This window comes from Arthrobacter sp. 01T414, assembly GCF_056398965.1.
The window spans coordinates 464,263-476,633 of record NZ_JBFTQK010000002.1 but is presented as its reverse complement, the minus strand read 5'-3'; the positions used below and the strand labels follow the sequence as shown (position 1 = coordinate 476,633).

General features: G+C 67.6%; 12 protein-coding genes. 5 read left to right on the top strand and 7 right to left on the bottom strand.

Annotation, left to right across the window (positions count from 1 at the left end):
* Positions 1-4 precede the first annotated feature (4 nt).
* The 3 genes from AC1DK9_RS07650 to AC1DK9_RS07640 all read right to left on the bottom strand — a co-directional run bounded on the left by AC1DK9_RS07650 (position 5) and on the right by AC1DK9_RS07640 (position 3,235).
* Complete coding sequence (locus AC1DK9_RS07650; protein WP_476915503.1) at positions 5-1,144, bottom strand: FAD-dependent oxidoreductase; 1,140 nt, start codon at positions 1,142-1,144, stop codon at positions 5-7.
* A 78-nt stretch (positions 1,145-1,222) separates the two neighbouring features.
* Complete coding sequence (locus AC1DK9_RS07645) at positions 1,223-2,176, bottom strand: phosphotriesterase family protein (RefSeq protein ID WP_476860829.1); 954 nt, start codon at positions 2,174-2,176, stop codon at positions 1,223-1,225.
* A gap of 48 nt (positions 2,177-2,224) precedes the next feature.
* A complete protein-coding gene (locus AC1DK9_RS07640) occupies positions 2,225-3,235 on the bottom strand; it encodes a phosphotriesterase family protein (protein ID WP_476860828.1) in 1,011 nt (336 codons plus the stop codon).
* Between the two features lie 251 nt (positions 3,236-3,486).
* Between AC1DK9_RS07640 and AC1DK9_RS07635 the strand changes: the two genes are divergently transcribed.
* From AC1DK9_RS07635 to AC1DK9_RS07615, 5 genes are read left to right on the top strand one after another with little or no spacing between them, the layout of a single operon-like run.
* Positions 3,487-5,220 carry an MFS transporter gene (locus tag AC1DK9_RS07635; protein ID WP_476915502.1) on the top strand — a complete coding sequence of 578 codons (1,734 nt, stop codon included), beginning with the start codon at positions 3,487-3,489 and terminating at the stop codon, positions 5,218-5,220.
* A gap of 52 nt (positions 5,221-5,272) precedes the next feature.
* Positions 5,273-6,445 (top strand): cytochrome P450, encoded by a 1,173-nt coding sequence (locus tag AC1DK9_RS07630; RefSeq protein WP_476915501.1) that lies wholly within the window; start codon positions 5,273-5,275, stop codon positions 6,443-6,445.
* Positions 6,442-6,636 carry a ferredoxin gene (locus tag AC1DK9_RS07625; protein WP_476860825.1) on the top strand — a complete coding sequence of 65 codons (195 nt, stop codon included), beginning with the start codon at positions 6,442-6,444 and terminating at the stop codon, positions 6,634-6,636. The genes AC1DK9_RS07630 and AC1DK9_RS07625 overlap by 4 nt, the downstream gene beginning before the upstream one ends.
* Complete coding sequence (locus AC1DK9_RS07620) at positions 6,636-7,862, top strand: NAD(P)/FAD-dependent oxidoreductase (RefSeq protein ID WP_476915500.1); 1,227 nt, start codon at positions 6,636-6,638, stop codon at positions 7,860-7,862. Before AC1DK9_RS07625 ends, AC1DK9_RS07620 begins: the two co-directional genes overlap by 1 nt.
* 28 nt (positions 7,863-7,890) lie before the next feature.
* Entirely contained in the window at positions 7,891-8,505 is a 615-nt protein-coding gene (locus AC1DK9_RS07615; RefSeq protein WP_476860823.1) for a TetR/AcrR family transcriptional regulator, read from the top strand.
* 139 nt (positions 8,506-8,644) lie between these two features.
* On the opposite strand, the gene AC1DK9_RS07610 is transcribed toward AC1DK9_RS07615, so the two are convergent.
* The 4 genes from AC1DK9_RS07610 to AC1DK9_RS07595 all read right to left on the bottom strand — a co-directional run bounded on the left by AC1DK9_RS07610 (position 8,645) and on the right by AC1DK9_RS07595 (position 12,326).
* Positions 8,645-9,397, bottom strand: coding sequence for a maleylpyruvate isomerase family mycothiol-dependent enzyme (locus tag AC1DK9_RS07610; RefSeq protein ID WP_476915499.1), 753 nt, complete (start codon positions 9,395-9,397; stop codon positions 8,645-8,647).
* The gene (locus AC1DK9_RS07605; protein WP_476915498.1) at positions 9,397-10,233 is read right to left on the bottom strand and encodes a fumarylacetoacetate hydrolase family protein; all 837 of its coding nucleotides are present in this window, start codon (positions 10,231-10,233) and stop codon (positions 9,397-9,399) included. The genes AC1DK9_RS07610 and AC1DK9_RS07605 overlap by 1 nt, the downstream gene beginning before the upstream one ends.
* Entirely contained in the window at positions 10,230-11,375 is a 1,146-nt protein-coding gene (locus AC1DK9_RS07600) for a cupin domain-containing protein (protein ID WP_476915497.1), read from the bottom strand. The genes AC1DK9_RS07605 and AC1DK9_RS07600 overlap by 4 nt, the downstream gene beginning before the upstream one ends.
* Positions 11,376-11,504: 129 nt before the next feature.
* The gene (locus AC1DK9_RS07595; RefSeq protein WP_476915496.1) at positions 11,505-12,326 is read right to left on the bottom strand and encodes an IclR family transcriptional regulator; all 822 of its coding nucleotides are present in this window, start codon (positions 12,324-12,326) and stop codon (positions 11,505-11,507) included.
* Between the last annotated feature and the right edge of the window lie 45 nt (positions 12,327-12,371).

The window sequence follows — 12,371 nt, the reverse complement described above, 5'->3', positions numbered from 1 at the left end:
ACCGTTATGCCTCCACCTGGACGGGCTGCTGGGACGCGGGCTGCTGGGACGCGGGCTTTTGTCCGGGGAATACGTCGTTGACCTCTTCCTCGGACCATCCCTGGCGCGAGATGCGCTGCAGTTCGTCCGTCACCGGCTTGCGGGTCGACTGGAACAGCGCCAGCGCTTCCTTGACCGAGCCGGCCTCGGCCAGGGCGTCGGCCAGGGCTCCGGCATCTTCGATGGCGGAGTTCGCGCCCTGCCCCTGGTGGTGCAGCATGGAGTGGGCCGCATCGCCCATCAGGACCACCGAGTCCGTGTGCCAGGTGTCAACGGGGTCGATGTCGTAGACCGCCCGGATGTTCACGGCGTGCATGTCCAGGCCCCGGGCGATCCCCACGATCCGCTCGTCGAAACCTTCCACCGTCTTCAGGAGGTCTTCCTTGCTGATCGCGGGGGCCCAGGTCCCGTCCGGGTTCAGGGCGGTGATGTCGAAGGACATCTGGTTGCGGTGGCGCAGCGGCAGCAGGTAGACCTTCGTGCCCTTGCCGATGTACATCCGCAGGTTGTCGTCGACCACCAGGCCGTGGGCGTCGTCGGCGGAGATCACCACCCGGTAGGCGTGCTCGCCGGAGAACACCGGGCCCGCGCTGCTGAAGAGCTGCTCGCGGAGCGTGGACTTGATGCCGTCCGCGCCGACCACGAGGTCGGCCTCGACGCTCTCCCCGTTGGCAAAGGTCAGGACGGAGCTGCCGCCCTTGTCCTCAATGGTCTCCAGCCGGTGGCCAAGCTGCACCATGCCCGCGGGAAGTACGCCGAGCAGGGCATCGATGAAGTCGCGGCGATGGATGAGGTAGGTGTGCTTCTCATCGCCGGCTTCGGGCCAGTTGTCTTTCATGATCGGTTCGCCGGTGGCCGTGAGGATTTCGAAGTAGTCGCTCGGTGAACTGACCTTGGCGACCGCATCGAAGATCCCCCACTGGCGGAACCGGGCCATCGTGGCGGGACGGAGGCCGATGCCGGCGCCGACCTCGCCCATCTGGGGAGCCTGCTCGTAGACGGTGACGTCTGCGCCAAGCAGGCTCAGGGCCTTGGCCGCTGCGGCGCCGCCGTAGCCGGCGCCGACGACGGCGATCTTGAGGTTCTTGATGTCTTCAGCCTTCATTGGATGGTTCTCTTTCTTGACTCTTTCTTGGCCCGGGCCAAGTCAGGGGAGGGGGTGGGCTGTGCGTGTCAGGGAGGGTCAGGCGCTAAGCGACAGGAAGTCTGCGGGGTTGTCCTCGAGCAGGAGTTTGAGGGTGGCGTCATCGATGCCGGCCGCCCGCATGTCGGGGATCATGTCCTCGAAGATGTAGTTGATGGTGTGGCCTTTCACGCCCGGCCAGCCGAGGGGGCTGCAGTTGGCGTCGGCCGAGACCAGGAGCTTGTCCGCGTAGCCCTTGTTGACGAGCTTGACGAAGTGCTCCATGCGTTCCGCGCGCTTGCGTCCCCAGAAGGGCGGGTCCGGCAGTTCCAGGTCGTAGCCGAAGGTATCGAAGCCGATCCGGCCGCCCTGTTCGTAGATCCAGTCGTGCGGGGTGATCGGAGCGTTCAGGCCGTCGTCGGCATGGCCGAAGAGCACCCGGTCAAGCGGGAGGCCCTCCTCGTTGAAGATGGTCACGGCCGGTTCCGGATCGATGGCCAGGTGGGTCAGGATGGGTGCGCCGGTGACGACGGCGGCGCGGGCCGCGGCGCGGTAGATGCGCTTGTCCAGCTCCGTCATGCGGCCGCCGCGGCTGACACCAACCTTGATGACGCCCGCCTTGGCGCCCGTGGATCCGATGCCGACGGTGATCTCGTGGATGAACACCTTGGTGAGGTAGTCCACGGACGCACGCGAGAAGTGGGGCAGCGCGGTGTCCCCGCCGACGAAGCCGGTGCAGGCGACAATGTGGACGCCCGTCTTCCGGGACAGGGACTTGTAGTAGTCGACGTCGCGGCCGTTGCAGATGCCCGTCGCATCCACGAAGGTGCCGCCGCCGTAGTCGCGGAACTTCCGCAGCTTGGGCACAGTTTCCTCATAGGCCTGCTCCGGCGACTTCCACCACTTGGTGTCCAGCTCGGACCCCGGCATGCCGTAGCCGATGTGTTCGTGGACCGCCACGATTTCCAGTTCTTCGGCCGGGATGGTTCCCAGCACGGTGTTGACCTTGGTCATTCGTTCACCTCAGGGGTCGAAAGGGTTAGGGGACGTACGGGCGTGGGCTTAGCGCACGGCCAGCAGCCTGCGCGGGTTGTCCACGAGGATGCGTCGGCTGTCCTCCTCGCCCAGGCCCCAGGACTTGAGGAAGGGCATGAACGTGGTGAGGACGTGGCTGTAGGGCAGGTTGTACTCCGGCAGGCCCTTGGCCACGCCGATCGAGTTGCCCGAGAGGATGATCTTGTCGGCATGGCCGGCCGTGACGAGCTCGAGCACCAGCTCGGCGCGCTCGTGGTCGGTGAGGTAGCCAGGGTTGTCGTTCAGGCCCACATGGTCGATGCCGACGAAGGCTCCCCGGCCGGCCACTTCGGCGGCGGCGCCGGCGACGTCCTTACGGTCCAGGTCTCCGACGAGCACCCGGTCGGCTCCGACCTGCTCATCCAGGACGATGTCCAGATCGTGCAGGGCGTCGGCGCCAAAACGGATGGACACCGGGACGCCGGTATTCCGGGCGGCGCGGGCGGATCCCCGGAACAAGCTTTCCTCGGTGGCGGTCATGCCCGCGCGGTCGGCGATGGTGGCGACGATGCCGGCAGGGGCGCGCCGCTCGACCCGGGGAATCACCATCCCCTCGGTGACCTCCTTGCCGAAGAGATCGCCAAACTTTTCGGCCGGCCACGGCGTGGGCGGGTTGGTCTGCGGCGTCAGGAAGTAGCCGCCGAGTTCTTCCTCCGGGCCGAGGCCCGTGGAGGCGACGATGTGGACGCCGGTGGAACGTGAGAGCGCCTCGTAGAGCTTGAGGTCGCGGCCATGGAACATGCCTGTGCTGTCAACGATCGTCCGCCCGCCGTGGTCGCGGAAGTCCTGCAGCTTCGCGGCCAGGGTTTCGAAAATCTCTGCCCGGTCCATCGTGATGTCGGGGGCGTACTGGGCGCCGGGGAGGACCGAGAGCAGTGCCTCGTGGACCGCGACCACACCCAGTTCGGAATCGGGCACGGGGCCCAGGACCGTGTTGACGGTGCGCCCGGCGGGGGCCTTGGTCGCTGCGGCGGTGCCGGCGGGGGTGGGGTGACTCACGAGGGTTCTCCCTTGGGTTGCGGGGTTGAATTCAGGGCCGCGAAGCCTGGCGCGCCAGCGCTCCGTTGCGGTGTTGCCAGCATCACACAACGCTTTACATCGTGTCAAGAAAATTGTCGGCGCGTACGGAACGCGGCTTCATTGGACGTTTGTGAAGGCAACATTGCGTATGCGCTCTTGACAGTCTGTAAAGCTTGACTCCACACTGTGGTGAGCGCCACACCTTCTTCCGAAACAAAGGAGTTTCATCGATGAGTCTGACCACACCGGTGCCGGGCCGCGGCTCGGTCCGGGCCACCTTCGTCGCCGCCTATAGCGCCGTCACACTGGCCCAAATCACCAACGCACTGCCTGGCGCCCTCAACGGCACCTTTGCGGTGGAGTTCCACACCTCGGGCGCCGGCCTGACTTGGATTGCCGGCATGTTCATGATGGGCATCGTGGTGTTTGAGCTCAGCTGGGGTCTCCTCGGTGACCTGTTCGGCCGCAAGAAGCTGCTCTACGCCGGCGCTGCAATCAGCGTCGCCGGCTCGGTCCTGGCGGCGCTGGCCTCCAGCACCGAGATGATGATCGCGGCGCAGGCAGTCGGCGGCATCGGGGCCGGCATCCTCTTCCCCATTTCGCTGTCCATGATCGCGGCGATCACCCCCGACCACCGCGCCCGGGCCAAAGTCATCGCCACCTGGGCCGGGTTCTTGTCGCTGGGCGCGGTCATCTCGCCGATGCTGGCAGGCGTGACGGCGGCGGCCTTCACCGTCCCGGGTGCCGCTGCCGGCGCGCCCAACGTCTTCAGCGGGTGGCGGGTGGCCTACTACGTCGCTGCCGCGATCGCCGTCGCGGTTCTCATCGTGGCGGTCCGGGCCAAGGATTCTGCAGCGGCCGAGGGACGCAAGCTGGACCTGCCCGGCCAGGTGACTCTCGCGCTCGGCCTGATCGCGGTGCTCTTCGCCACCGTGCAAGCGGTCGACGCCGGCTTCGGCAGCGCCGAGGTGATCGCCAGTTACGTTGCCGGCGGCGTACTCCTGGTCGCCTTTGTGGTCATCGAAATGCGCACTAAGCAGCCGCTGATCCACCTCTCGCTGTTCAAAAACAGCGCCTACTCGATCACCGGCGTGGTTGCCGTCACCGGCATGTTCGCCTTCCTAGCGGTCTGCTACAGCACCAGCGTCGCTGTCGGCGGACTCGCCCTCGCCGAAGCCTGGAAGGTAGGCGTGCTCTTCGTCTTCATCCAGGGCCCTGCGTTTGCCTTCATCCCGGCGGTCGGCTGGCTCATCCACCATGTGGCTCCGCGCTGGGTACTCACCGCTGGCTTCGCCTTCATGGCCGTCTCCGCCTTCTGGCTCTCGACCTTCGCCCTGGGCACGCCGGAGGCGTTTGGCGGAACCCCCTGGACGGCGTTCATTGCGCCGCTCCTGCTACTGGGCATCGGGTTCGCGCTCACGGTCGGCTCCATCACCGCCGTCGCCATCAACACCGTCCAGCCGCAGCACATCGGCATGGCATCCGCGACGACCAACCTCCTGCGCGACCTCGGCTTCGCCCTGGGCCCCGTCATCGGCTCGGCCATCGCGTTCGGAATCGGCGCCAGCGTCTTCGTCGGCCCCCTGGCCGGGATCCTCGGCGGCGCGGGCCTGCCCGCCGACGCCGTCGCCGGGCTGTCGAACGTCCCGCCCCTGGGCTACCTCTCCGGCTGGGACGGCGTGATCGCGCAGTTCTCCGGCCAGGCTGCGGCCGGCGGCGCACCCGCCCAGGCCGTCGATGGCATGGTCCAGGCCCTCGGCGCCGCGAAGCAGCAAATCCAAGGCGTGGCGGGCGCATCCCTTGGCCACGGCTTCCAAGTCGTCTACCTTGCCGCAGGCATCGCGGCGACACTCTCCGCCATCCTCACCCTGTTCATCTCCGCCCGGGCCTCGGCACCCACACCCGACGCCGTCGCGGAAACCACCGAAGCCAACGCCGAGGCCAGCGCCGAGGCTGCGGTCTGAGACTGACCGCCCGGGCTGGATCCAACAACCAACACATCATTTGGAGAACACCATGACTGCACCCCTCGAATCCGACATCGACATCTGGGATGACGACATCCTTATCGACCCGTACCCCACGTACGCCTCGCTCCGCGAGCAGGCAGCCGTTGTCCACCTGCCCAAGAACGAGCTCTACGTCCTGACGCGCTACGACGTCATCCGCGACGCACTGGGGGATCCGGAAACGTTCTCGTCCACCAGCATCGGCTTCAACCCGATGGTGAATGAGGCGCTCCAAGGCACCTCGCTCGCCTCCGACCCGCCCGTCCACACGCAACTGCGCGCCACGCTGTCGCAGAACCTCACCCCCCGAGCGCTTCGGGGCCTGAAGGTCGTCATCGACGAAAAGGCTGACAAGCTCGTGGCCGAACTAGCCGTCAGCGGCAGCTTCGAGGCCATCGATTCCCTGGCCCGGGCTTTCCCGATCGAGATCGTGGCCGACCTCATCGGCTTCAGCGGCCACGTCAGGGACAACATGCTGCGCTGGGGCCAGGCTGCGATGCAGGTCCTCGGCCCGCTGAACCAGCGCACGCAGGAGAACTTCCCGATCGCCGGCGAGCTCTATGGCTGGTGCTCGTCGGTCACCGCCGAGGACCTCACCCCCGGCTCGATCGGCCGCGGCATCTTCGACGCCGAGGTGCGCGGGGACATTCCCCAGGGCTCCGCGGGGCACATCATCCACCAGTACCTCGGTGCCGGTGTCGATACCACCATCGCTTCGATCGGAAACATCATTGCGCTCTTCGGCCACCACCCCGAGCAGTTCGAGCTGGTCAGGAAGAACCCCGAACTCGTCCCCGCAGCCTTCGCCGAGGTGTTGCGCTACTGGGCGCCGGTCCACATCTGGGGCCGCAAGGCCACCCGCGACGTCGAGATCGACGGGGTCACGATTCCTGCAGGTGCCCAGGTGGGCATCCTGTTTGGTGCTGGCAACAGGGATCCGCGGCATTACGAAAACCCGGACACCTTTGACATTCTGCGCAACCCGGTGGACCACCTCTCCTTCGGCTACGGACCCCACGGCTGCGCCGGACAGGGGCTGGCGAAGCTCGAGGCGCACGCCATCATCGAGGCGCTTGCACGCAGGGTGAAGACGCTGACGATCTCGGATGAGGTCCGGGAACCGAGCAACATCACCCGCAGCCACGAGTCGCTCCAAGTCGAAAAGGTGGTGGCCGCGTGAGGATCGAACTGGACCGGCCGCGCTGCGAGGGACACGGCCTTTGCGAGGAAGCCGCGCCGAAGCTGATGCATCTCGACGACGACGGCGAACTGGTGATCGATGTCGCGGAGGTGGACGGGCCCGAGCTCGACGCTGCCAAGGCTGCTGTCAGGGTCTGCCCGGTAGCCGCACTGCGATTGGCCGCAGCCTGATGATGCGCAGGATCGTCGTGGTCGGCAACGGCATCGCCGGGCTCACTGCCTGTGACTCGCTGCGTTCGGCCGGTTTCGACGGCGAACTCACGGTGGTGGGTGCCGAGCGCCATCATCCCTATAGCCGCCCGGCCCTGTCCAAGGCGCTGCTGCACGGCGACAGCGGGAACGGTGCCGGCGGCAGCGGTGATGGAGGCCTCCGGGCGCATGAGCTCCCAGAACCTGGCCACGAAGCAACCGAGCTGCTCGGCGTGAGCGCGACCGGCCTGGACGCCGAGGCCCGGCGGGTGTTGCTGGACGGAGGCGATGAGCTGCCGTACGACGGCTTGGTCATCGCCTCCGGTTCCCGGGCACGGCGGCTCACGGCAGCACCCGGCGGGGACGAGGCGCCTCTGGAACTGACGCTGCGCACCATCGAGGACGCCGTCCACCTGAGGGAACGCATCGCAGCGCGGCCCTCGGTCATCGTGATCGGCGGCGGACCCCTCGGGATGGAGGTGGCATCCGGTTGCCTGCATATGGGCTGTGAGGTCACCCTCGTTTCAGACGGCTTGCCGCTTGTCCGTCAACTCGGCGGCTATCTGGCGGACCTCTTCACCACCGCCGCCGTCCGCCGCGGACTGCGGGTGGTTGAGGGCGGCAAGGCCCGGCTGGTCGATCACGGCGACCGGGCGAGCGTTGTCCTGGCCGACGGCACCTCGCTCGAGGCTGACCTGGTGGTCACCGCCGTCGGCGATGAGCCCAACATCGGCTGGCTGGTCGGCTCAAAGCTGCTCGCCGAGGGTGCGCTGCGCGTGGACTCCCGCGGCCGGGTGCGGCCGGAGATCGTGGCGGCCGGCGATGTGGCGTTCTTCCCGACCCTCCGCGGCGTGCAGCGGGTGCCTTTGTGGACGAGTGCCATCGACCAGGCCAAGGTCGCCGCCGTCGGACTGCTGCACGGCGACGCCGCACCCGAGTTCAACTTCCAGCCCTATTTCTGGACCGAAGGCTTCGGCCTGTCGCTCAAAGCGGTCGGCTTCACACCTGTCTCGGGTGCCCCCGGCTACTGCGAGCGGGGCGGTGAAGACGGCTCGGAGTTGCTGCGCTGGTCCAATCCGGACGGTTCCGGGACCGCAGCCGCTCTCAATTTCCGAATCCCGATCCCCAAACTGCGCCGGCTGGCCGACGCTGAGCCGGTTGGCGCCGGCCTGGCCGCGCCGCGCCCGGCGGCGACTTCCCGGGTTTGACCCCGTGCCGCAACGTTAGGATTGATCCATGTCGTCGCTGCGAGAAGCCCAGAAGAAGCTCACCCGCGACATGATCGTGGAGCGGGCGCTGGAGCTCTTTACCGAGAAAGGCTATGCCGCGACCACGATCGATGAGATCGCCGCGGCGGCGGGTACCACCAGGGTTACCTTCTACGCCTACTACCCCTCACGCGCTGACTTGATGCGGGACTTCATGGCGCGGGTCAACGCGGTGCTGGACCGCGCCGATGGGCCGGAGAGCGGTTCCACCGCGCCGGACCTGGTGGACGTGGTGCGCGCCGGCGAGTTGCCGGGCATCCTGGCCTGGCTGGAGTCGCGGGCGGCACTGTGGCCGGTTTTCCGGCCCTACCTCGATGTCCTCGACGAGGCGGCCGCGGTCGACCGTGAGGTGCGCGCCATGGTGGAGGGGTGGCACGAGGAGGTCATATCCGACCTGGTCCGCGGGATGGAACTTGCCGGGCGCTTCACCGAGGAGACCCGCCACATCCGCGGGACCCTCGCCTTCACCTCCCTGGACTACGTGGCCACGCTCTGGACCCGGCGCAAGTTCGAACCCAACCGCGAACACGCCCTGGAAGTGCTCGCCGACAGCTGGTACCACCTGCTCTGCGAAGAAGGCTAAAGGGGCCCTCGCATAGTGGCCCCGTGCGCTCCAGCCCAGTTACCAGGTCCGACACGCGCAGCCGGCCGGCGTGTCCCCGGCACAGGAGCGGATTCGAGGGATGTAACTGGGCAGGAGCGCCCGTCGGCTCAGACGGTGCTCAGATCCACTTCGGCGCGGCCGGGGCCAGGCCGTTCGAGGCTCCGGGCCCGGCAGCGGTGACGCCGCCGTGGCCGCGTCCGGCGGCCCATTCGACGACGGCGGCCAGCGGCCCGGACACCACAGTCGGGGACTCCGCCAGGGTGTCCCCGAAGGTCAGGTCGCGGTCGGTGACCTTGACCACGAGGCCCGCATCGGTGCCGCGGGTTTTCCAGGCTCCGGTGATGTCCCGCAGCAGCCGTTCCAGCACGGGAACCGGAATGTCGCGGAAGGCTGCGCCGTTGTCCAGGTCCACGGCGTGCATCCAGACCTCCCGGCTGCGCATCCAGACCGTTTCGGCGGCAGGCACCTCCCGGCCCTGGACTGTCCGGACCCTGTGGTGCCAGGCGTGCTCGGGCAGGTCACGCCATTCAACGTTCAGGTGCACCGCGGAGTGGTCGAACAGGTGCCGGAGCGCAATCGGGGGAAGCGTGGCGCCAAAGTCGATCTCGTGGTCCCGGACCTCGGTGGAGGGGTACATCGGGGTCTCCACCCCGGTGGCCGCCCACTCGATGAGGCGCGCAATCGCGCGGGCGTTGTAGCCGATGTGGGCCGTGATGTGGCGGCGGGTCCAGCCGGGCAGCAGCGAGTCGCCGTCGAGCTCTGCGTCGGTGAGTTCGTTGAGCTTGCGGGCGAAGAACGCCGTGCCCCGTCGCGCCTGCAGGAGGGCCTGCAGGAGCTCCGGGTCCGTCGTCTGGTCCTGGCGGGCAACCATCAGGCTTCCTTGACCACGCGGTTTTTCAGCTGGCCCAGGCCCTCGATGGTGGTGACCAGGAGCTGGCCCTCCTGCAGATAGCGTTTCGGATCCTGGGCGTGGCCCACGCCGCCGGGCGTGCCGGTGGCGATCACGTCGCCGGGGTTCAGCGTGATGATCGTGGAGATGTAGGAGACCAGGAATTCCGGCGTGAAGACCAGGTCGCCGGTAGGGGTCTGCTGCTGGACCTCGCCGTCGACCTCGGAAGTCATCAGCGGTCCTGCGGAGAACTCATCCTTGGTGACCAGGGCCGGGCCGAACGGGGTGGACTTTTCCCAGGTCTTGCCCTGCAGCCACTGGATGGTGCGGAACTGGTAGTCGCGCATGGACACGTCGTTGAGAACGGCGTAGCCGGCAATGTGGTCCTTCGCGTCGGCTTCGCTGATCCGGCGGCCGGCCTTGCCGATCACGACGGCGAGCTCGGCCTCCCAGTCGACCGCGTCGGATTCCTGCGGCAGGGCCAGGTGATCGTTCGGGCCGATCAGGGATTCGGCGTACTTGGCGAACAGGGTGGGGAACTCGGGGACTTCCCGGCCCATTTCCTTGATGTGGTTGCGGTAGTTGTGGCCCACGCAGATGATTTTGCCGGGGGAGGGGACCACGGCGTCAAGGTCGGCGCCGTCGAGCGGATGGGTGGCGCCGCTGGCAGCTTTAGCCGTGGCTTCCCAGTCGGCGTCTTTCAGCAGCTCGCCGACGTTGGCGAAGCCGTCAATCTCGGTCAGGGTGTCGCCGTCCTGGCGCACAGCCACGGTGACGGTGTTGTCGCCAGCGGCGAGGCGGAGGGTGAGGAGTTTCATGCGTTCTTGCGTCCTTCGGTGTAGGTGCGGTTGAAGTTCAACCGTTCAAAAATGGGGGCGTCGCTGAAGCGGAAGAGATCGAATTCGCTTCCGGCCTGCAGGTCGGCCTGAAGGCAAAAAGATGCCCAGGACGGCACCACGAACAGGTCGCCCTTTTCCAGCGTCCGGGTTTCGCCGTTGAGCACCGCTGAGCCGGTGCCTTCGAAGACCTGCCAGACGCTCGAGCCCACCTCGCGGAGCTCTTGCGTGGACGCGCCGGCGCGGAGCCGGTGGAATTCGGCCCGGATTGTGGGCATGACATCGCCGCCCGTGGTGGGGTTGGTGAAGCGGACCGCCGCGTGGCCCTGGGAGACGGTGGCGGGGTGGCCCTCGTCCTCGAGGAGCAGCTGTTCCCGGAGGGCCCGGTCGGTGTGCTCCCAGCGGTAGGCCGCGATGGGGGAGCTCGTGGTGTCGTCCAGGCCGGAGAGCGGACGCAGGCCCGGGTGTGCCCAGAGCCGCTCGGAGCGGGAGATGTCCGGGGTCGCCTCGTCGGTGACGCGTTCGGTGCCGAACTCGAAGAACCCGGCGTCGGCGTAGTGCACGAACGGGATGTCCAGGCCGTCGATCCAGGCCATCGGCTCGTCGGTGTCGTTGTGGTGGCCGTGGAAGTTCCAGCCCGGGGTGAGCAGGAAGTCGCCGCGGGACATGCGCACCGGGTCGCCGTTCACGACGGTCCAGACGCCTTCGCCTTCGACGACGAAGCGGAAGGCGTTCTGCGAGTGGCGGTGCTCCGGGGCGGTCTCGCGGGCGCCGAGGTACTGGATGGCCGCCCACAACGTCGGGGTGGCGTACGGGGTATTGACGAGGCCGGGGTTGGCCAGGGCAATGGCGCGGCGTTCGCCGCCGCGGCCCACCGGGACGAGGTCGCCGGCGCGGGCAGCCAGCGGGTACAGATCGCTCCACCGCCAGACGTGGGGGACCGCCTTGGGGCTCGGCACCATCGGCATCAGGTCCGCGATCTCGGTCCAGAGCGGGATCAGGTTTTCACGGTCGAAGTCGCGGTACAGCTCCTGCAGCTGGGCGGCCTCTTCAGGAGTGGGCTCCGGAGCAGTGTGCCCCGCAGCCACTGATTCATGGGTCGTGTTCTCGGCGCTGATGGACACGTGGGCCTCCTCGGTAGGTCAGAACAGTTCTTGGCGTAGTTCGACCATACGGAGCCCGCAGTGTGACTCCCAACATATTCTGCCAGTCAGAATTAGTGGAGGATTAGTCCCGGCGGCCGAGCCGCCCGCCTAGTCCGGCTCGGCGGGATTGGCAGCGATATCGATCTCCAGTTGCCGGCAGGTCTCCCGCATGGCGGAAACGAGACCGGCGTCGAACACCCGCCGGAAGCGGGTCGCGGGAGTCGCCACGCTGAGCGCCCCGACGACGTGCCCGTGCCGGTTGTGCAGGGCCATGCCGAGGGCGCTCACACCCTCCTCGGTGCCCTCGAAGTTGGCGGCGAAGCCGTTGCCCCGGATGGATTCGAGTTCGCGCAGGAAGGCGGGGTACTCCGCGTCCGGGATGGTATCCCCACCGATCTCGGCATTGCTGCTGCGGAACAGCTGCTCGATCATGGCCGGTTCCAGTTCTGCGAGCATGGCCTTGCCGCCGGACGTCCTGTTGGCCGGCATCACCGTCCCCTGCCGGTCACCCACGCGCAGGACGTTATTCCCCTCTACGGTGGCCAGGAAGCGGACTTTGGTTCCCACCCGCACCATGAGGTTCACGGTCTCGTTGAGCCGGGCGGAGAGCAGTTCCATGTGCGGCTGCGCGAGCGTGCGCAGCAGCCTGGTCCAAGCCAGCCCCGCCGGCCCGACGCCCATCGCGGGCCCGGGCACATAGCGGCGGGTTTCGTCCTGCACGGCGAAACCCCGGTACACCAGCATGGCCAGCAGGCGGTGGGCCGTGGACGGCGCGACGCCGAGTTCCGCTGCGGCGTCCTTGAGCCGCAGCGCGCCGCCGTCGCGCAAGAGTTGCAGGAGCTGCAGCGCGTTGTCCACCGCCTCGATCGAGTACGTCGGGCGTTTCTGGACGGGTTTCCGGGCGGACGGCGACGCTGGCGTGTTCTGCACATCAGAATTGTATTGTGGTTCATCTGCGGCGGCTAGGACAGTAGT

What these genes read in the sequence shown, in the direction of transcription:
- AC1DK9_RS07635 (WP_476915502.1), top strand. Translation starts at nt 3,487, where the DNA reads ATGAGTCTGACCACACCGGTGCCGGGCCGCGGCTCGGTCCGGGCCACC.
- AC1DK9_RS07630 (WP_476915501.1), top strand. Translation starts at nt 5,273, where the DNA reads ATGACTGCACCCCTCGAATCCGACATCGACATCTGGGATGACGACATC.
- AC1DK9_RS07610 (WP_476915499.1), bottom strand. Translation starts at nt 9,397, where the DNA reads ATGGTTGCCCGCCAGGACCAGACGACGGACCCGGAGCTCCTGCAGGCC.
- AC1DK9_RS07605 (WP_476915498.1), bottom strand. Translation starts at nt 10,233, where the DNA reads ATGAAACTCCTCACCCTCCGCCTCGCCGCTGGCGACAACACCGTCACC.
- AC1DK9_RS07645 (WP_476860829.1), bottom strand. Translation starts at nt 2,176, where the DNA reads ATGACCAAGGTCAACACCGTGCTGGGAACCATCCCGGCCGAAGAACTG.
- AC1DK9_RS07615 (WP_476860823.1), top strand. Translation starts at nt 7,891, where the DNA reads ATGTCGTCGCTGCGAGAAGCCCAGAAGAAGCTCACCCGCGACATGATC.
- AC1DK9_RS07650 (WP_476915503.1), bottom strand. Translation starts at nt 1,144, where the DNA reads ATGAAGGCTGAAGACATCAAGAACCTCAAGATCGCCGTCGTCGGCGCC.
- AC1DK9_RS07620 (WP_476915500.1), top strand. Translation starts at nt 6,636, where the DNA reads ATGATGCGCAGGATCGTCGTGGTCGGCAACGGCATCGCCGGGCTCACT.